Raw genomic sequence first — 18,649 nt, 5'->3', positions numbered from 1 at the left:
CCCGCCCCCAAACAACGGCCAGTTGGCATGGGGCGCGCGGGCGACGCAAGCCCGCCGGACGGTTCAGGCCGCGCAGGCCTCGAACCCGGCCTTCAGCTCCGCCTCGTCCAGATCGCGGCCGATGAAGACGGCGCGGCTCCAGCGGCGTTCGTTCTCGCCCCATTCGCGCTGCAGGTCGCCCTCCAGGATCATATGGACGGCCTGGAAGACCAGGCGGCGGTCTTCGCCCTTCAGGTCGATGATGCCCTTGGCGCGCAGGATGTTCTGACCCTGTTCGCCCAGCAGACGGTCCAGCCAGGCGGTGAACTTCGCGCCGTCCAGCGGCCGGTCCAGCGACAGGGAAATCCCCTTGATGTCGTCCTGGTGGGCGTGACCGCGCGCCCCGTGGCTGTGGTCATGATCATGATGATCATGGTCATGGTCATGGTCATGATGATGGTGGTCATGGCCGCAGTGTTCGTCATGCACATGGCCCTCGGCGCCGTGCGGCGGGTTCACGAAGTCCGGCTTGACCTCCAGGATCCGGTCCAGGTCGAAGGCGCCCAGGCCCAGCACCTGATCCAGCGGCACGTTCGACCGTTCGGCCCGGACGATGGGCGCCAGGGGGTTCAGCGCCCGCAGACGGGCCTCGACCGCCTCCATCTCTTCCGGGGTCGCCAGATCGACCTTGTTCAGGATGATCCGGTCGGCGAAGGCCACCTGTTCGCGCGCCTCCTTGGAGTCGTCCAGCCGCGCCATCACGTGCTTGGCGTCGACCAGGGTGGTGACGCTGTCCAGCTGGGTCTTGGCCTTGACGTCCTCGTCGACGAAGAAGGTCTGGGCCACCGGGCCGGGGTCGGCCAGGCCCGTGGTCTCGACGATGATGGCGTCGAAGGCCGGCTTGCCGGGACGCTGCCGCTTCATCAGGCCCGCAACCACCCGGATCAGGTCGCCGCGCACCGTGCAGCAGACGCAGCCGTTGTTCATCTCGAACACGTCCTCGTCGGCGCCGACGACCAGGTCGTTGTCGATGCCGATCTCGCCGAACTCATTGACGATGACGGCGTAACGCTTGCCGTGATCCTCGGTCAGGATCCGGTTCAGCAGCGTCGTCTTGCCCGCGCCGAGATAGCCGGTCAGGACGGTGACGGGGATCTTGCCGCCCGAACCCTGGGGGGCGGCGGTCGAGACGGGGGCGTCGAGGGTGTCGGTCATGGCCGCTAGATGGCGGCTGAGGTTCCGTTTGGAAAGAGGGGCCTTAAGCCTTCTTGACGAACTCGGTGCGCAGGACCAGGCCGCGCACCTTCTCGACATTGGCCTCGATCTCGTCGGGGTCGCCGGTCAGGCGGATGTTCTTGACCAGGGTCCCGCGCTTCAGCGTCACCCCGCCCGAGCCCTTGACCTTCAAATCCTTGATCAGGGTCACGTTGTCGCCGTCGGCCAGGATGTTGCCGTTGGAGTCTTTGGTCACGTCTTCGGTCATGGCCAAGCTTCTAGCGAGGGGATCGCCAAATATCCACGCTAAAGATACGGCTATTGAACAGTGTCTCCTCCCCACATCGTGGGGAGGTGGCGCGGCGCTTCTTCAGCGCCGTGACGGAGGGGTTTGGTCCGCGAGAAGAACAGAGAACTGGAGGCGTAAAGAGCCCCTCCGTCTCTCCGCTATGCTCCGAGCCACCTCCCCGCAAAGCGGGGAGGAAACAGTTAATCCGGCACGTTCGCGTCCAGCTCGCCCAGCCAGACCCGCGCATTGCCGTCCGACGGGGCGCGCCAGTCGCCGCGCGGCGACAGGGAGCCGCCGGTCACCACCTTGGGGCCGTTGGGCAGGGCCGAGCGTTTGAACTGGGCGGTCTGGAAGAAGCGGATCAGGAATTTCCGCAGCCAGGCCTTGATGGTCGCCAGGTCGTATTCGACCTTTTCATCGTCGGGCGTATTGGCGGGCCAGTGTCCGGCGCCGGCCTCGCCCCAGGCCTGATGCGCCAGGAAGGCGACCTTGGACGGCGTCATGCCGAAGCGGCTGATGTAGAACAGGAAGAAGTCGTTCAGCGCATAGGGGCCGACCGTCCCTTCGGTCGATTGGATCGCCCCGTCCTTGGCGGGGACCAGTTCGGGCGAGATCTCGGTGTTCAGAATGGCGTGCAGCGTCGGGCTCGCCTCGGCGCCGACCAGTTCGCGATCGGCCACCCAGCGGATCAGGTGGCGGATCAGGGTCTTCGCCACCCCGCCGTTGACATTATAGTGGCTCATATGGTCGCCGACGCCATAGGTGGCCCAGCCCAGGGCAAGTTCCGACAGGTCGCCGGTCCCCAGCACGAAGGCCCGGTTCTGGTTGGCCAGGCGGAACAGATAGTCGGTCCTCAAGCCCGCCTGCACATTCTCGAAGGTGATGTCATGCACCGGTTCGCCCGCCGCATAGGGGTGGCCGATGTCCTTGAACATCTGTTCGGCGGCCGGGCGGATGTCGATCTCGGCCCCCGTCACCCCAAGGGCCTTCATCAGGGCCCAGGCGTTGGACTTGGTGCCCTCGGACGTCGCGAACCCCGGCATGGTGAAGCCCAGTATGTTCGACCGCGGCAGGTTCATCCGGTCGAAGGCCCGGCACGCGACCAGCAGGGCCTGGGTCGAATCCAGCCCCCCCGAGACGCCGATCACAAGGCGCTCTCCGTTCGTCGCCGCCATCCGTCGCATCAGGCCCTGGACCTGGATGTTGAAGGCTTCGTAGCAGTCCTGGTCCAGCCGTCCGGCCTCGTCCGGCACGAAGGGGAAGCGGTCCAGCGGCCGGATCAACTCGCTCTCCACCACGTCCTCGCGCGCCATGAAGGGCACGACCGCCGCGGCCTCCCCCTCGTTGCGGGCGCAGTCGGCGAAGGTGCCGTTTCTCAGCCGGTCCAGGCCGATCCGGTCCACGTCCACGTCGGCGATCGTCAGATGGTTCTCCAGGGCGAACCGTTCGCCCTCGGCCAGTTTGGACCCCAGCTCGTGGATGGTCGCCTGACCGTCCCAGGCCAGGTCGGTGGTCGATTCGCCCCAGCCCGAGGCGGCGAAGACATAGGCCGACAGGGTCCGGGCCGAATGGCTGGCGCTCAGCATGGCCCGCTCGTCCGCCTTGCCGATGACGATGTTGGAGGCTGACAGGTTCAGCAGGATGCGCGCCCCCGCCAGGGCCGCCCGGGTCGAGGGGGGCAGGGGCGCCCAATAGTCCTCGCAGATCTCGACCGCAAAGACGAAGCCGGGCCGATTGACGGCCTCGAACACCAGGCCCGGCGCGAAATCCACCGTCTCCCCGTTCAGCCGGATCACGTCGTCGGTCCGCGCCGTCGCCGGGGCGAACCAGCGTTTCTCGTAATATTCCCGATAGTTGGGCAGATAGGTCTTGGGCACCACGGCCAGCACCTCGCCCCCGCCCATCACCACGGCGCAGTTGAACAGGGCGTCCCCCTGCCGCAGCGGCGCCCCGACCACGGCGATCAGCTCATGCTCGGCCGTCGCCCCCCCGGTCGCCTGGGCCAGGACCGCGACCTGCCGCTCCACCTCGTCCAGCAGGGCCGCCTGCATGTGCAGGTCGTCGATCGCATAGGCGGACAGCGACAGCTCCGGAAACACCATCAGGTCCACACCCTGGTCCGCCGCCTGCCGGATCAGGGCCAGATGCGCCTGAGCGTTCTCGACCGGATCGCCCACATGGCTGACCGGCGTCGCCGCCGCCACCCGCACGAAGCCGTGGGTCTTGGGCGAGAAAAAGGGGTGGCTCTCGGTCATCGCATCGTCCGCATCACCCGGCCCGCGCCGGCCGGACCTCTATAGCGGGGAATGACGTACGGCGGGAATGGTTCGGCGGCCCCATTCCTCCCCCCCCCCCCCCCCCCCCCTTGGGGGAGGGGGACCGCCGTAGGCGGTGGAGGGGGCGACGCCGCACCGCTGCCAGACGCTTCACGCCCCCTCCGTCTCGCCGCTTCGCGTCGATCCACCTCCCCCCAGAGGGGGAGGATTTCAGACGGCTTCACCGCGCCTCGTCCGGCCTCAGGGTCAGCACCCGCACCCCGTTGGCCGTCACCGCCACCGTATGTTCGAACTGGGCCGACAGCTTGCCGTCGGCCGTCGTCACCGTCCAGCCGTCGTCCTCGGTCCGCACGGTGCGCACGCCCTGGTTCAGCATCGGCTCTATGGTGAAGACCATGCCTTCCTTCAGGGGCAGGCCGGTCCCGGCCTGGCCGAAATGCAGCACCTGGGGCTCTTCATGCATCTCGCGCCCGATGCCGTGGCCGCAGTAGTCGCGCACGACCGAATAGCCGGCCGTCTTGGCGTGGCGTTCGATGGCGAAGCCGATGTCGCCCAGCCGGGCGCCGGGCCGCACGGCCCTGATCCCCTTCCACAGGGCCTCATAGGTGGTGCGCACCAGCCTGCGCGCCTGGGGTCCGACCGAGCCGATCAGATAGGTCTTGGACGAATCGGCGATGAAGCCGTCCTTCTCAAGCGTTATGTCCAGATTGACGATGTCCCCGTCCTTCAGCACCTCGTCCGCCGAGGGCACGCCGTGGCAGACCACGGCGTTTCGCGAACTGTTCAGCACGAAGCCGTAGCCGTACTGACCCTTGCTGGCCGGTCGCGCCTTCAGCTCATCGACGATGAAGGCCTCGACCCGGTCGTTGATCTCCAGGGTGCTCATCCCCTCCAGGGGCAGGCCGTCCAGATGGGTGAAGACCTGGGCCAGCCGCCGCCCCGCCTCGGCCATCAGGGCGATCTCGGCCGGGGTCTTGGTCACGCCGCCGCGCCCGACAGGTTCGGCGTCTCCACCCCCGCCGCCCGCAGCTCGCGCGCCATCAGCTCCTGAAAGCTCATCCCCGGATGGGTCTCGCACAACATGCCCAGCCTGATCCAGAAGGCGGCCTGGGCGTTGATCGACCGATAGGAGGCCTTGCTGGCCCGCCGCAGCTGTTCGTGCAGATCATCCTCGATATTGACGATGCCCATGGGATGGCCCTGATATGATTCGAATATGTTTCGTATATCTCTCCCTCTCGGCGCGGCGCAAGCCGGCGCGGGAGGTCCCCAGGTCCGATGCGACGTCGCCTCTGCAATATCAACCGGTTGCAGCTGCTGGAGCCAATCGACCGTTCGCCCCGCCCCACCGGCGCATAATGCGAATAGCGACGGAGGGGAGAGGCAATCGGACACATCGGACACATCGGACACTGCTTTTCGCGCGCCGAGGCCGCGTCGCCGACCTTCCCGCGCCTGCCCTCTCCGCCCCCGGTTCGGCGGCGCCGAACGCCGGCCTGCCTCTCCCGCAGGCGGGAGAGGGGCGATCCGCCCCACCGGACACATCGGACACATCGGACACTGTTTTTCCGGCGCCCGCCCCTGCCGCAAGGCGGCGGATCGTCCGACGTCGCGAATGCGGGTGACGCCGGGGCTTGCGGGAGCTAAAGCCCTGTCATGACCGATACGCCGAAAAAGGGCTGGTTCCAGCGCCTGTCGCAAGGGCTCTCCCGCTCCTCCAAACAGATGACCGACCAGGTCGTCTCCGCCTTCGTCAAGGAGCCCCTGTCCGAGGCTTCGCTGGAGCAGCTGGAAGAGCATCTGCTGGAAAGCGACCTTGGCCCAGCCGCCACCGCCCGCATCGTCGAGCGGTTCCGTTCCCTAAAGTTCGGCAAGGACGCCCCCGAACGCGAGGTCAAGGAGGCCCTGGCCGAGGCGGTCGCCGCCGAACTGGCGCCGCGTCAGGCGACCTTTGATCCCCTGTCCGGCCCCAAACCCTATGTGGTCCTGTTCGTCGGGGTGAACGGCTCGGGCAAGACGACGACCCTGGGCAAGATCGCCGCCGATCTGACGGCCAAGGGCGCCAAGGTGATGATCGTCGCCGGCGACACCTTCCGCGCCGCGGCCCGCGAACAGCTGAAGGTCTGGGCAGAACGGGCCGGCGCCCATTTCGAGAGCCGCCGCGACGGGGCCGATGCGGCGGGCCTGGCCTTTGACGCCTATACCCGGGCGCGGGCCGAGGGGTTCGACGTGGTCCTGATCGACACGGCCGGGCGGCTGCAGAACAAGTCGGCCCTGATGGACGAACTGCTGAAGATCGTGCGGGTGCTGAAGAAGGTCGATCCGGACGCCCCGCATGACACCCTTCTGGTGCTGGACGCCACCGTGGGCCGTAACGCCCTGGCCCAGGAACAGATCTTCGGCCGCACCGCCTTCGTCACCGGGGTGGTGATGACCAAGCTGGACGGAACGGCGCGGGGCGGGGTGCTGGTGCCCGTGGCCCAGGCGTCCGACGCCCCCCTGATGCTGATCGGCGTGGGCGAGGGGGTGGAGGATCTGCAACCCTTCGACGCCCGCGCCTTTTCGCGCTCCCTGGTGGGGCTGGAGGACTGAGATGACCGACGCCCCCGCCCCCGAGCCCAAGAACCGCCAGTGGATCCGCCAGCTGGTCGATTTCGGGGCGCTCGCCGCCTTCATGATCAGCTATTTCACCACCCGCGACATGATCTTCGCGACCTGGGTCCTGGTCGGCGCCTCGGCCCTGGCCCTGGTCGTCGGCTATGCGGTGGAGCGGCGCTTCGCGCCCCTGCCGCTGATCACCGGCCTGTTCGCCCTGGTGTTCGGCATGCTGACCCTGTTCACCCACGACGACCTCTATGTGAAGCTGAAGCTGACGGTTCAGAACGGGCTTCTGGCCGTGGTGCTGCTGGGCTCCATCCCGCTGAAGAAATATCCGTTCAAGGCCCTGCTGGGCTCGGCCCTCCGGGTCAATGACGCCGCCTGGCGCACCCTGACCCTGCGCTACGGCCTCTATTTCCTGGCCGTCGCCCTGTTGAACGAGGTGTTCCGCAGCCCTGAGGCCGTCACGGCCGTCTGGCATGCTCTGGGGCGTGAGACGCCCAATCCCAACGACGTCTGGACCAGTTTCCGGGGCGTTCTGTGGATCGCCGCCTCCCTGTTCGGCCTGTCCCAGGTGCCGCTGATCATGAAGAATATGATCAAGGACGAAGAGCCGGGTCCGATCTCGCCCGATCCCGGCCTCTGATGGCGGAATGACGGGAGCTTACAGACAAAATGTCGCGTAACCGACATACTTCTCGCGTCAAATCGTAAAGCCCCGCTGATACGCATGCGGACGAAAGACACTCGGGGGACGGTCGATATGGTCAAGTCTGGCAAGGCGGCGCGGAAGGTCGGGCCGCTTGGAACCTCGCCCAGCCATCTGATGCACCGGGCCTTGCAGTTGGCGCTGGACATCTATTCCGAGGAAATGGGCCCCGACGGCCTGACCCAGCGCCAGTTCGCCGTGCTTGAGGCCGCCTCGCTGAAGGCCGGCCTGACCCAGACCGAACTGGTTCGGATGACCGGCATCGACCGTTCGACCCTGGCGGATCTGGTCACGCGGATGACCGCCAAGGGCCTCCTGGAGCGCGAACGCTCGACCCTGGACGCCCGCGCCAAGGCGGTTCGCCTGTCGCCGGAGGGCGCCGCCCGACTGGAGGCCGCCCGTCCCCTGGTCGAGACCGCCGACAAACGGATCATGGCCCTGCTGCCCAAGGGCCAGCGCGAAATCTTCCTGAACCAGCTGGCCGAGCTGGCCGCCGCCGCCGACGCCGCCCCCGACGCCGCTAAGGCTGAGGCCAAGGCCGCCAAGAAGGCCGCGAAACTGGCCGAGAAGGAAGCCAAGAAGGCCGAAAAGGCCGCCAAGAAGGCCGTCCGCCCCGCCAAGCCCGGCAAGGCCAAGAAGCCCAGGCTGAAGGTGGTCGAGGTCGCCTGACGGCGGGGAGGCGGCGAAACGGCTTGCGTCGCACGCCAGGGGCTGAGACCCTCCCGGCATGGCTGATCCGACAGACCTGCCCGGAGGCGTGGTTCATGACCTGCCCGCCGATCTGGCGGAGGCGGTGAGCCGTGACGTCGCCGCCTGCGCCACCTGGATGTCGATCACGCCCCTGGCCCGCAACGAATGGATTTGCTGGGTCGAGTCGGCGAAGAAGACCGAGACCCGGCTGAAGCGGATCGACTGGGGCCGCGAGAACCTGAGCGACGGCAAGCGCCGCCCCTGCTGCTGGCCGGGGTGCCCTCATCGCGAGAAGGGGACGGGCGCGGCTTAGGCGGCCTTCGGGTCCGCGTCCCGTCCAAATCGCAAGGCCGGCCTCTGCGGCGTCCAGAACCCCTCCACCGCTTCGCGGTCCCCCTCCCCGCAAGCGGGGAGGAGACAGGAGAGCGCGGCAGCGTCCGTTGTGAGGTCAGACGTTGATTTCGCAAATCGACCCGTTGCGGACGTTGCCTTCCCACTTCATCGTCGGGCTCATGCTTGCACGAGATGACAAAGAGCACCCGATACCGGAAGGGCTTCGGCCTCGTTTTCGGGACTTGGTAGGCGCACTGGTAGCTGGAGATTTTCAGCTTTCTAACCCCAGGCTCGACGGGGTCGCGCCGATAGACGGGCGCTTGGGCGATTTCATCGCGGAGCATATCAACGCCTACGGGGCCACGCTCGCCCCTCTGAGCGAGGAGGTTTGGGAACGGTCGATCTACGTTTGGGACAGCCCGAACTGGCAGTTCTTGATTGATCTGAGCACCACCGAAGAGCCAGTCAGCGATCTGGTCCTCCACGCCCGAGCCGATGGCGAGAAAGGTCTAATCGAAGTCTGGTCGGTGCACGTGCCCTGAGTCTGCTTCCCACCCCAAACAGTCCTTCGCAATGTCCGCCTTTGGACCCCAAGTCGTCATCCTCGGGCTTGACCCGAGGATCGAGCGGTCCGCCGCTGGTGCGATGATCTTGGCGCAGCGCCCGATCGGCGCCCGGTCCTTGGGTCAAGCCCGAGGATGACGAAGCGGGGGGCGGAGAGGCCCCCTCCACCGCTTCGCGGTCCCCCTCCCCGCAAGCGGGGAGGAGACAAGCGTCGCCCTACGTCTTCCTCAGCCGTTTGGCGTTGGCGACGGCGGTCTTGTGGATGGGGGTCAGGGCGGCGGTCTGGGCCTGGGTCAGTTCGGCGCTCAGGGTCAGGGTCTGGCCGGCGGCGCGGCTCCACCAGCCCAGGGCGTAGCGGAACTGGGCCTGGGCGGCCGCGGCGGGGGTCAGGGCGCAGGCGATCTCGGTCGCGGCCTGCATCGCCCGCGCCCCCTCGTCCAGGGCCGCCTGGCCCAGGCGTTCGCCCACGGCGCCCGCGCGAACCGACAGGGCGGCGGCGGAGGCGGCCAGGGCCTCGGTCTTCTCGGTCGTCATCAGCGACAGCTCGGCCAGATCCTGTCCGGCCGGATCGGTCAGCCCCTGAACCATTCGCCCGGTGCGGGCGGCGATCACCTGGGCCGAGGCGTTCAGCAGTTCGGCGCCCAGCACCGCCGGCGCGACGGCGGCGGGGACGCGGGCCCTGCGGCTCAGAACCCGGCTCCCGACACGGCTTGGGGCCGCGTCTCGGCGGCGAAGGCCGCGACGTCGGACAGGAGGGCGGGGACCGCCAGATCGATGATGCGGCGGCCCTTTTCGGGGCTGGCCTGGGCCGGGTCGGAGCCGATGCGGCCGTCGGGGAAGCGGGCGCGATAATCCAGGGCGTCGCGGATCGGGCCGCTGGGCGCGATCTGAGGGCTGTAGTCGGCCGTCTTGATCCGGTCGGGATAGGCGGCCTGGGTCACGGCGATCTCGGACGGGGTGGCGTGCATGCCGTGGCCGGTGGGGAAGATGTCGTTGCACAGGGCCTGGACGCCCGGCAGGTCCCACCAGTTCTTCAGCTTCAGCACGAAGGGCGGCTCCTCCTCCATGAAGCTCCATTCGGCGTAGATTTCAGAGAAGGTCGCCTCGATGGTGGCGACGTTTCCGCCGTGGCCGTTGAGGAAATAGATCCGCTCGAACCCGTGCCGGCTCAGCGACGAGACCCAGTCGGTGATGGCCGCCATGAAGGTGGAGGGACGCAAGCTGATGGTGCCGGCGAAGGCCAGGTGATGCTGGGCCATGCCGATGTTGAAGGTCGGCGCCACCGTCAGGGCGGCGTCGGCGCGCTCGGCCTCATGGGCGATGATCTCGGGGCACAGCCAGTCGGTGCCGAGCAGACCTGTCGGGCCGTGTTGCTCATTGGAGCCGATGGGAACCACGACCGTCTTGGACAGGGGCTGGTCAGAGGCGATGCGGGCGTCGATCTCGGGCCAGGACGACAGGTGGATCAGCATGGGCGAACTCCTTTACGCGACCGTCTCACCTAGCTTGATCCAGCGTCGGCGCATAGGCCGTGACGAAGATCCTCGCGGCTTCTCGGGCGCGATGGGCGCGGCGCTCATCGTCGATCTGGGGCACGTTCAGCATAGACCGCAGATGGGCGTGACCCAGGACCAGGCCGGTGAACATCTCGGCCGCCTCGTCGGGGTTAGGCGTGTTCAGCCGACCGGCGCGGGTCTGTTCGGCCAGCCAGGCCGACAGCAGGCTCAGGCTGCGGCGCGGCCCGGCCTCATAGACCGTCTGGGCCAGTTCTGGCGCATCGGCCGACAGCAGCACCACGCCGCGCATCGAACTGACCTTGTCCGGGTGGCAGACCAGGGTCAGCAGGCCTTGGGCGAAGGCTTCGAGCACGACCAGGGGCGATCCGCTGGATCGCAGCGGGGCCACGATCGCCTCGGCCTTCTGGTTCGCCATGGCCCGGGCGATCTCCAGCTTGGAGGCGAAGCGGTTGTAGACCGTCTGTTTCGACACCCCGGCGAGACGGGCGATCTCCTCCATCGAAGCCGACAGGCCCTTCTCGGCGAACAGGGCGGCGGCTGCCTCCAGTATGGCCTCGCTCTTCTTCTCGTCGACCTGGCCCCGGCGGCGCGCCATCAGTGGGCGTCCGAAGGGGGCGCGCCCGGCTGGGCCTTGACCGGCTGGGCCAGCAGGGTGACGAAGGCGGCGCCGGCGCACATGATGCCCAGCAAGGCGAAGGCGTCGCCGAAGGCCATGGTCGTGGCCTGTTTCTGCAGGATGCCATAGACGGCCTTCATCGCCGAAGCGGCCGGGTCGATGGTGCCGGCGAAGCGCTGGGCCATGCCGGCCATCATGTTGCGCATGGCCTGGTCGCCCTGGGTGATGCCGCTGGTCAGTTCGCCCATGTGGATGGCGGTATTTGTGGTCAGGCCGGTGTTCAGGATCGCCAGGCCGAAGGCGCCGCCGACATTGCGCGACAGGTTGACCAGGCCCGAGGCGTTCTTGACCATGTGCGGCGGCAGGGTGGCCATGGTCACCTGCTGCGAGGCGATCATGGCCAGCATGACGCCGACCCCGCGGAAGGCCTGGACCGAGGCGAATTCCCAAAAGCCCCAGTCGTCGGTGACGATCCGCGCCTCCCACATGCCCCAGGCGCACAGCATGAAGCCGCCGAACATCAGGATCCGCGCGTCCATCCGGCGCACCAGGCGCCCGGCGAAGGGGGCGGTGGCGAACATCGCAAGACCCGAGACGACCATGGTCGTGCCCACTTCCGACGACGAATACTCCCGCACCCGCCCCAGGAAGAGGGGCAACAGGAAGGTGCCGCCGAACAGGGCGAAGCCGACCGTGAAGGTCATGACGAAGCCGACCAGGAAGTTGCGGTTGCCGAAGGCGCGCAGCTCGACGATCGGCTGGCGATAGGTCAGGGAGCGCCAGACGAAGATCGGCCCGGCCACGGCGGCGACGACCGTCAGCATCAGGATATGGGTGTCGTCGAACCAGTCGTTCTTGGCCCCCTCCTCGAGCACATATTGCATCGACATCAGGAAGGCGGCCATCAGGCCCAGGCCCCACCAGTCGAACCCCTTGGCCAGGGACGGGTCGCCCTTGTCGAAGTTCCCGTACCGTCCGACCAGGAAGAGGACCAGCAGGCCCGGCCCCACATTGATGAAGAACAGCCAGCGCCAGCTGAGCCACTCGGTCAGGTGGCCGCCGAGCGTCGGGCCGACGGTGGGGGCCAGGGTGACGATCAGGCCCATGACCACGCTGGCCGTGACCCGCTTGTCCGGCGGAAAGGCGGTGAAGGCCACGGCGAAAACGGTCGGGATCATGGCCCCGCCGACGAAGCCCTGGATGGCCCGGAACAGGATCATCATGTCGATGGACGTCGACAGGCCGGTGGCCACGCTCATCAGGACGAAGCCGGCGCAGGACGCCAGGAACAGCCGCTGGGTGCCCCACAGCCGTGACAGGAAGCCCGACAGGGGGATCATGACGACCTCGGGGATCAGATAGGCGGTCTGGATCCAGCTGATCTCGTCGGCCGAGGCGCCGACCCCGGCCTGGATCTGGGGCAGGGAGGCGGCGACGATCTGGATGTCGAGGATGGCCATGAACTGGCCCACCACCATGCCGGCGAAGCCGAGCAGCAGCATGGTCCAGTTGATCTCGGGATGGCCGGCGACGGGGGCCCTGGCGTCGGACGGGGCCCCGCCTGAGGCGGCTGGGGCTGCGGCGGTCACGGGCGGGGGGCCGCGATGGAGGCTTCGGCGAAGCTCGCGCCGCCCTGGCTCTTCAGGTCCACCTTGACGTCCACCGACAGACCGGGGCGCAGGGCCAGGTTCCGGTCGGCGCCGCTGACGACGATCCGAACAGGTATGCGCTGGGTGATCTTGGTGAAGTTGCCGGTGGCGTTCTCGACCGGGATCAGGGCGAATTCGGAACCGGTGGCGGGGGCGAAGCTGTCGATCCGGCCTTCGATCTTGCGGCCGGGGAAGGCGTCGGCGGAAATCTCGACGGTTTGGCCCAGCCGCATCCGGTCCAGCTGGGTCTCCTTGAAGTTGGCGACGATATAGGTCCGGGTCAGGGGCACGATCGACAGCAGCTGGGTTCCGGCGTTGACGAACTGGCCGGGGCGGACGCTGCGGGCCCCGACGACGCCGGCGATGGGCGCGCGGATCACCGTGCGGTCCAGGGCGATGCGGGCCTTTTCGACCTGGGCGCGGGCCTGTTCGACGGCGGCGACGCTCTGTTCGCGGGTTGAGCCCAGCACCCCGGCGGTGCGCTGTTCGGCGACCAGGGCGGCCTGGGCCTGGGCCACGGCGGCGTCAGCGGTGACGGCGGTGGCGCGTTCGGTCTGGATCCGCTGCTGCGAGACCCAGCCCTGCTGGGCCAGCTTGCCGTAGCGGTCGACCTCGGCGCGGGCCAGGCCGGCCTGGGCGCGGGCCTGGGCCACGGCGGCGGCGCGGGCGGCGACGGTCGCCTTCTCCTGCTCGGCCTGGGCGTCGACATTGCCGACGGCGGCGATGGCCGCCTGAAGATTGGCTTCGGCGCGGATCAGTTCGGCGCGCTGGTCGCTGTCGTCCAGCTTGACCAGGGCCTGACCGGCCTCGACCCGCTGGTTGTCGCCGACCAGGACCTCGGTCACCCGGCCGGCCAGCTGGGGGCTGACCAGGGTGGTGTCGGCCTGGACGAAGGCGTTGTCGGTGCTCTCCCACCTCTGGCCGTTCAGCCACCAGACGATCCCGCCCGCGATCAGGGCGAGACCGACGAGGATCGCGGCGAACAGCGGCAGGCGTTTCTTCAGTTCAGGGGACATGGGGACATCCGGGGGAGGGTGCGGCGTTTTGAAGCGGCGCTAAAATGGACGTCGCCGTCCAAAAATCAATCTCCAATCGCCAGAAGCCCGATCACGCCTGGTTTTCGTGTATGTCCTCGCCTCATGACCGACCGCGCCCGAGCTTCGAATCCCCTGCCGTCCGAAGTCGATGTGGCGGTCGTCGGGGCAGGGGCGGCGGGGATCGCCGCCGCGCGGCGGCTGGTGCGGCCCGGCCTGTCGGTTCTGGTGCTGGAGGCGCGCGACCGGATCGGCGGGCGCGCCTGGACGGCCCAGGTCGAAGGCGAGGGCCTGGACATGGGCTGCGGCTGGCTGCACTCGGCCGACGACAATGTCCTGGCCCGGCGGGTGGAGGCCGAGGGCCTGACCCTGGACCGGACCCCGCCGCCGTGGCGGACCCAGGCCTTCGATCACGAGATTACGCGCGCCGACCTGGCCGAGTTCGGCGAGGCCTTCGCGGCCTTCGATCAGCGCGTAAGCGAAGCGGCGGCGCGGGGTGAAGACCGGCCCGCCTCCGACTTCTTCGACCCCGACTGCCGTTGGAACGCCCGGATGGACGCCATCTCGGGCGCCCTGAACGGGGCGCGGTTCGCCGAGGTGTCCAGCCTGGACTACGACGCCTATGGCGACACCGGGGTGAACTGGCGAGTGCGCGAGGGGTATGGCCGGCTGGTCGCCTGGCTGGGCGAGGCGGTGTCGGACGCCGTGGTGCGCGACTGCGCCGTGCGGCGCATCGACCGCTCCGGCCCCCTTTTGCGGCTGGAGACCAGCCGGGGCGAGCTGACGGCGCGGGCCGTGATCCTGACGGTCCCCAACAGCCTGATCGCCAGCGAGGCTGTGCGGATCGATCCGCCGGTTCCCGCCTGGCTGGAGGCGACGGCGGGCGTGCCCCTGGGCCTGGCGTCCAAGGTGCATATGACGGTGCGGGGTGCGGGCGACTTCCAGCCCGACACCCAGCTGTGGACGCGGACCGACACGGCCGAGACCGGCGGCTATCATCTGCGACCGTTCGGACGGCCGATGATAGAAGCCTATTTCGGCGCCGACCTGGCCTGGGGGCTGGAGGCGCAGGGGCCCGCCGCCCTGGTCGACTTCGCCGTGTCCGAACTGGTCGCGGCCCTGGGGTCCAACATGAGGCGGCGGCTGGAGGCTGCGGCGGTGTCGAACTGGGGCGTCGATCCTTGGTCGCGCGGCGCCTATTCCCATGCCCTGCCGGGCCATGCGGGGGACCGGGCGAAGCTGCGGATCGCGGTCGAGGACCGGATCTTCCTGGCGGGCGAGGCGACGGCGCCGGTCTATTACGGCACGGCCCACGGCGCCTGGATGGAGGGTGAGCGGGCGGCGGACGCCGCCCTGACGATCCTGGGTCTTGACCCGCGCCGCGACGACGGCGACAGCGAGGCATGACGCCGACCAAGGCCCAAAAACCCGCCGCCAAGGCCAAGACGCCCGGTCCCAAACGCCCGGCGGTTATGACCGGCGCCTCGGTTCCGGTGCTGCGCTGGCCCCCGGACGAGGACCGGGTCGAGACCATTTTCGAGCGGCTGTCCGGGATCATGCCCGAGCCGAAGACCGAGCTGAACTTCTCCAATCCCTTCACCCTGGTCGTCGCCGTCGCCCTGTCGGCCCAGACCACCGACGTCGCGGTCAACAAGGCCACCGACAGGCTGTTCCAGGTCGCCGACACGCCGCAGAAGATGTTGGCTCTCGGGGAGGAGGGGCTGGTTCCCTACATCGCCTCCATCGGCCTGTATCGGGGAAAGGCGAGGAACGTCATCGCCCTGTCGCGTCTGGTGCTGGAGAAGCACGGGGGGGAGGTTCCGCTGAACCGGGCCGATCTTCAGGCCCTGCCCGGCGTGGGGCGAAAGACCGCCTCGGTGGTGCTGAACGAACTGGGGATCGAGGCGGCCATCGCCGTGGACACCCATGTCTTCCGCGTCTCGCACCGGCTGGGCCTGGCCAACGCCAATACGCCGGACAAGGTGGAGGCCCAGCTGTTCCAGGTCGTGCCGGAGCAATGGCTGCCCAAGGCCCACCACTGGCTGATCCTGCACGGCCGCTACACCTGCACGGCGCGCCGGCCCAAATGCCTGGCCTGCGTCATCGCCGACCTGTGTCCGTCGCGGGCGGGGCTGGCGGCTCTGGGCGAGGCGGCGCCCTGAGGGGCTTCAGGCGGCGTTCGCCGCCTCTGCGGCTTCCATATCCGCATTCATCGTCTGCAGGATGGCGCGCAGTTCGGCGATCTGGGCGCCGGACAAGGGGAGGCGCTCCACCACCTGGCAACGCACGCCCAGCACCTTCTCACGCAGGGACCAGCCCGCTTCGGTGGGCTCGACCCAGACCCGACGCTCGTCCTCGGCGTCGCGTCGCCGGGTCAGAAGGCCGGACGCCTCCATCCGCTTGACCTGAGGCGTCAGGGCGCCGGTCTCCATGTGCGTGCGCCGACCAATCTCGCCCATGGTCAGGGGACGCCCGCTCTCCCACAGGGCCAGCAGGATCAGATATTGGGGGTGGGTCAGACCCAGGGGGTCGAGCAGACGTCGATAGATGCGCGTCACCAGACTGGCTCCGGTCTGAAGCGCCAGGCACAGCTGGGCGTCGATCTCCAGATCGCGGAACCCGTCGGAACCAATCTGCGCCTTCGCCATTTCGCCCTCCTCGAGCCGCCGCGGGTGCGCGAGTTCGCACCCAAACACAGGTTGTTAAGCACAAAACCTGAAAAAATCAAAAATATCAAATTTGATATAATCAATCATTAGGCAATCTCGCCGATAACCCTCCGACGAAGACACAGGAGTGTGGAATGTTCGGCACAGCGCAGAAGCGTCGCCAGCAACAAGAGCTTCAGGAACTGACCGGCATGGTCGCGGCGCTGAAGCGGTCGCAGGCGGTCATCGAATTCGCCCTGGACGGGACGATCCTGGAGGCGAACGAGAACTTTTTATCCGTGATGGGCTACCGCCTGGACGAGGTGCAGGGCGCCCACCACCGCATCTTCGTCGATCCGCAAGACGCCAATACGCCCGCCTACGCCGACCTGTGGCGCCGGCTGAATGCGGGCGAATTCATCGCCGACAAGTTCGTCCGCTACGCCAAGAACGGCGCGCGCGTGGTCATCGAGGCCAGCTACAATCCGATCTTCGACATCGACGGAAAGCCGTGCAAGGTGGTCAAGTTCGCCACCGACATCACCGCCGTCGAGGCCGAGCGCGAGCGGCGTCTGGAGGCGGACCGTCTCGCCGCCCAGGTTCAGGCCTCGGTGGTCCAATCGACCGGGCGCGCCCTGTCCGCCCTGGCGGCCGGCGATCTGTCCTACAGGATCACCGACGCCTTCCCCGGCGACTATGCGGTTCTGCGCGAAGACTTCAATCGAGCGATCGCCGCCCTGGATCAGGCGGTGGCGGTCATTCGCGTCAATGCGGCCTCCATGCAGTCCGGCGCCAATGAGATCAGCAGCGCCGCCGAAGACCTGTCGCGCCGCACCGAGCGTCAGGCCGCCGGACTGGAAGAGACCGCCGCCGCCCTGGACCAGATCACCGCCACCGTGCGCCGGACAGCCGAGAACGCCCAGTCCGCCGATGCGGTCGTGGGCCAGACCCGCACCCAGGCCGAGACCGGCGGAGCAGTGGTTCAGCGCGCCGTTTCCGCCATGGAGCAGATCGAGGCCTCCTCCGCCCAGATCGGCCAGATCATCGGCGTCATCGACGAGATCGCCTTCCAGACCAATCTTTTGGCGCTCAATGCCGGGGTCGAGGCGGCCCGGGCGGGCGAGGCTGGTCGCGGCTTTGCGGTCGTGGCCTCCGAGGTCCGCGCCCTGGCCCAGCGGTCCGCCGACTCGGCCCGCGAGATCAAGGCCTTGATCTCCACCTCCAGCGCTCAGGTCGAGTCCGGCGTCAAACTGGTGCGGGAATCGGGCGAGGCGCTTTCGGGCATCGCCACGCGCATCCACGACGTCACGCACCTGATGGCCGAAATCCGCGCCTCGACCCAGGAACAGGCCGTGGCCCTGGCCGAGGTCAACAACGCCGTCAATGACATGGACCAGGTCACTCAGCAAAATGCTGCGATGGTCGAGGAATCGACGGCCGCCAGCCTGAGCCTCGACCGCGAGGCGACCGACCTGGCCGAACTGGTCGGCCGGTTCCGACTGTCCGAGGGGCAAGGCGAGGCGGCACCCGCGCCGATCCGCCAAGCCCAGGCCCGGATCGAAGCCTTCGCCGCCGAGACCCTGCGCCCTCGCCCGCGTCTGGTCGCTGCGGCAGGCGAGTGGCAAGCCTTCTAAAGGCGGTTTCGAGCCGCTTGGGCGAACCCGGCGCCGTTCGCCGGGTCATGGTCCAGATAGAAGTCGGGCTCGATCAGTTCGGCCTCCATCAGCACCCAGGCCCCGGCGTCGTCGCGCGCCAGGTCGATGCGGGCGTAGAGCAGCGGTTCCTCGACCGCCGCCAGCACCTGTTCGGCCAGGGCCATGGCCGCCGCGTCGGGCGTCACGGTCGTGTAGAGGCCGCCGAACTGGATCTGGATGCGGAAGTCGCCGGGGACCGGCCGCTTGTTGACCGCATGGCTGAACCGGCCGCCGAAGAAGAGCAGGGAGGTCTCGCCCTCGGTCTCGATCGACTTCAGATAGGGCTGGATCATGGCCGGACCTTCCGGCGCCTCGGTCAGGGGCTGTCCCGGCGTCAGGCGCAGGGTGCGGAAGGCGCCAGCGGACACCGTCGGCTTTATGATGAGGGTCGGGGCGCCGGTTTCGGCGAAGGCGGCGTCCACCTGGTCCTGGGTGATCGCCTCGCTCCAGCGGGTCGGGGGAATGGGCACGCCCCTGTCCGCCAACCGGGCCAGATAGGTCTTGTCCGAATTCCAACCCAGGACCGAGGCCGCATTGGCGATCGGCAGGCCGGCCGTCGCCCAGGTCGCGCAGGCCTTCAGCCAGCGGGCGTGGTCGCGGTGATAGCCCCAGGCGATGACCGGCAGGATCAGGTCATGGCCCTCCAGCCCCGAGGCGTCCTCGACATGGTCGGTCCAGGGCGTGGGCGTGATCTCTGCGCCGGTCGTCTCCAGCGTGGCCTTCAGACGCGCCAACACCTCGGGCCAGCGGCCGATGTAGGATTTGTCGGCGGGGTCGGGGGTCAGGACGGCGATCCGGGTCATGCGCCCTGCCTATCGCAACCGGCCGATACATATAA

At 68.3% G+C, this 18,649-nt stretch carries 20 protein-coding genes; 8 read left to right on the top strand and 12 right to left on the bottom strand.

Annotation, left to right across the window (positions count from 1 at the left end; translation table 11 throughout):
* Positions 1 to 63: 63 nt before the first annotated feature.
* From ACZ5M6_RS00660 to ACZ5M6_RS00640, 5 genes are all read right to left on the bottom strand, one after another.
* On the bottom strand, positions 64 to 1,194 hold the full coding sequence (locus ACZ5M6_RS00660) for a CobW family GTP-binding protein (RefSeq protein ID WP_183218338.1): 1,131 nt from the start codon (positions 1,192 to 1,194) through the stop codon (positions 64 to 66).
* A 43-nt stretch (positions 1,195 to 1,237) separates the two neighbouring features.
* Positions 1,238 to 1,462, bottom strand: coding sequence for an alkylphosphonate utilization protein (locus ACZ5M6_RS00655; protein ID WP_152948964.1), 225 nt, complete (start codon positions 1,460 to 1,462; stop codon positions 1,238 to 1,240).
* A gap of 221 nt (positions 1,463 to 1,683) precedes the next feature.
* Positions 1,684 to 3,738 (bottom strand): NAD(+) synthase, encoded by a 2,055-nt coding sequence (locus ACZ5M6_RS00650; protein WP_464159234.1) that lies wholly within the window; start codon positions 3,736 to 3,738, stop codon positions 1,684 to 1,686.
* 241 nt (positions 3,739 to 3,979) lie between these two features.
* On the bottom strand, positions 3,980 to 4,741 hold the full coding sequence (gene map, locus ACZ5M6_RS00645) for a type I methionyl aminopeptidase (protein ID WP_464159232.1): 762 nt from the start codon (positions 4,739 to 4,741) through the stop codon (positions 3,980 to 3,982).
* A complete protein-coding gene (locus ACZ5M6_RS00640) occupies positions 4,738 to 4,950 on the bottom strand; it encodes a ParD-like family protein (protein ID WP_464159230.1) in 213 nt (70 codons plus the stop codon). Before ACZ5M6_RS00640 ends, map begins: the two co-directional genes overlap by 4 nt.
* 465 nt (positions 4,951 to 5,415) lie before the next feature.
* Here ACZ5M6_RS00640 and ftsY point away from each other — a divergent pair, with 465 nt between their 5' ends.
* From ftsY to ACZ5M6_RS00615, 5 genes are all read left to right on the top strand, one after another.
* Positions 5,416 to 6,351 (top strand): signal recognition particle-docking protein FtsY, encoded by a 936-nt coding sequence (gene ftsY, locus ACZ5M6_RS00635; protein WP_464159228.1) that lies wholly within the window; start codon positions 5,416 to 5,418, stop codon positions 6,349 to 6,351.
* Position 6,352: 1 nt separating this feature from the next.
* Positions 6,353 to 7,003, top strand: coding sequence for an inner membrane-spanning protein YciB (locus tag ACZ5M6_RS00630; RefSeq protein ID WP_464159226.1), 651 nt, complete (start codon positions 6,353 to 6,355; stop codon positions 7,001 to 7,003).
* A gap of 117 nt (positions 7,004 to 7,120) precedes the next feature.
* The gene (locus ACZ5M6_RS00625) at positions 7,121 to 7,735 is read left to right on the top strand and encodes a MarR family winged helix-turn-helix transcriptional regulator (protein WP_228185208.1); all 615 of its coding nucleotides are present in this window, start codon (positions 7,121 to 7,123) and stop codon (positions 7,733 to 7,735) included.
* 58 nt (positions 7,736 to 7,793) lie between these two features.
* The gene (locus ACZ5M6_RS00620; protein WP_152948959.1) at positions 7,794 to 8,069 is read left to right on the top strand and encodes a YdeI/OmpD-associated family protein; all 276 of its coding nucleotides are present in this window, start codon (positions 7,794 to 7,796) and stop codon (positions 8,067 to 8,069) included.
* 199 nt (positions 8,070 to 8,268) lie between these two features.
* Entirely contained in the window at positions 8,269 to 8,631 is a 363-nt protein-coding gene (locus ACZ5M6_RS00615) for a DUF7668 domain-containing protein (protein ID WP_464160084.1), read from the top strand.
* Positions 8,632 to 8,869: 238 nt separating this feature from the next.
* Here ACZ5M6_RS00615 and ACZ5M6_RS00610 read toward each other — a convergent pair whose 3' ends face one another.
* From ACZ5M6_RS00610 to ACZ5M6_RS00590, 5 genes are read right to left on the bottom strand one after another with little or no spacing between them, the layout of a single operon-like run.
* Positions 8,870 to 9,301, bottom strand: a complete 432-nt coding sequence (locus ACZ5M6_RS00610) for a phasin (RefSeq protein WP_464159223.1) — start codon at positions 9,299 to 9,301, stop codon at positions 8,870 to 8,872.
* Between the two features lie 38 nt (positions 9,302 to 9,339).
* Positions 9,340 to 10,125: a creatininase family protein gene (locus ACZ5M6_RS00605; protein WP_464159221.1), complete on the bottom strand. Its 786-nt coding sequence runs from the start codon at positions 10,123 to 10,125 to the stop codon at positions 9,340 to 9,342.
* A gap of 25 nt (positions 10,126 to 10,150) precedes the next feature.
* Entirely contained in the window at positions 10,151 to 10,765 is a 615-nt protein-coding gene (locus tag ACZ5M6_RS00600; RefSeq protein ID WP_054764025.1) for a TetR/AcrR family transcriptional regulator, read from the bottom strand.
* Positions 10,765 to 12,375: a DHA2 family efflux MFS transporter permease subunit gene (locus ACZ5M6_RS00595; RefSeq protein ID WP_191554591.1), complete on the bottom strand. Its 1,611-nt coding sequence runs from the start codon at positions 12,373 to 12,375 to the stop codon at positions 10,765 to 10,767. The genes ACZ5M6_RS00600 and ACZ5M6_RS00595 overlap by 1 nt, the downstream gene beginning before the upstream one ends.
* Positions 12,372 to 13,451 (bottom strand): HlyD family secretion protein, encoded by a 1,080-nt coding sequence (locus ACZ5M6_RS00590; protein ID WP_464159218.1) that lies wholly within the window; start codon positions 13,449 to 13,451, stop codon positions 12,372 to 12,374. Before ACZ5M6_RS00590 ends, ACZ5M6_RS00595 begins: the two co-directional genes overlap by 4 nt.
* Positions 13,452 to 13,574: 123 nt before the next feature.
* Here ACZ5M6_RS00590 and ACZ5M6_RS00585 point away from each other — a divergent pair, with 123 nt between their 5' ends.
* Together ACZ5M6_RS00585 and nth are read left to right on the top strand one after the other, a co-directional pair.
* Positions 13,575 to 14,876, top strand: coding sequence for a flavin monoamine oxidase family protein (locus ACZ5M6_RS00585; protein ID WP_464159216.1), 1,302 nt, complete (start codon positions 13,575 to 13,577; stop codon positions 14,874 to 14,876).
* The gene (nth, locus tag ACZ5M6_RS00580; protein ID WP_464159214.1) at positions 14,873 to 15,631 is read left to right on the top strand and encodes an endonuclease III; all 759 of its coding nucleotides are present in this window, start codon (positions 14,873 to 14,875) and stop codon (positions 15,629 to 15,631) included. The genes ACZ5M6_RS00585 and nth overlap by 4 nt, the downstream gene beginning before the upstream one ends.
* A gap of 6 nt (positions 15,632 to 15,637) precedes the next feature.
* On the opposite strand, the gene ACZ5M6_RS00575 is transcribed toward nth, so the two are convergent.
* On the bottom strand, positions 15,638 to 16,117 hold the full coding sequence (locus tag ACZ5M6_RS00575) for a MarR family winged helix-turn-helix transcriptional regulator (protein ID WP_054764020.1): 480 nt from the start codon (positions 16,115 to 16,117) through the stop codon (positions 15,638 to 15,640).
* A gap of 155 nt (positions 16,118 to 16,272) precedes the next feature.
* On the opposite strand from ACZ5M6_RS00575, the gene ACZ5M6_RS00570 reads away from it, so the two are divergent.
* A complete protein-coding gene (locus tag ACZ5M6_RS00570) occupies positions 16,273 to 17,751 on the top strand; it encodes a methyl-accepting chemotaxis protein (RefSeq protein WP_054764019.1) in 1,479 nt (492 codons plus the stop codon).
* Here ACZ5M6_RS00570 and ACZ5M6_RS00565 read toward each other — a convergent pair.
* The gene (locus ACZ5M6_RS00565) at positions 17,748 to 18,614 is read right to left on the bottom strand and encodes an ATP-grasp domain-containing protein (RefSeq protein ID WP_464159211.1); all 867 of its coding nucleotides are present in this window, start codon (positions 18,612 to 18,614) and stop codon (positions 17,748 to 17,750) included. The two genes, ACZ5M6_RS00570 and ACZ5M6_RS00565, sit on opposite strands and share 4 nt — an antisense overlap.
* Positions 18,615 to 18,649: the final 35 nt, after the last annotated feature.

The sequence above is a fragment of the Brevundimonas sp. Br13 genome (genome assembly GCF_055391505.1).
The sequence above is the reverse complement of the archived record's forward strand: the minus strand, read 5'-3'. Positions and strand labels throughout refer to the sequence as shown.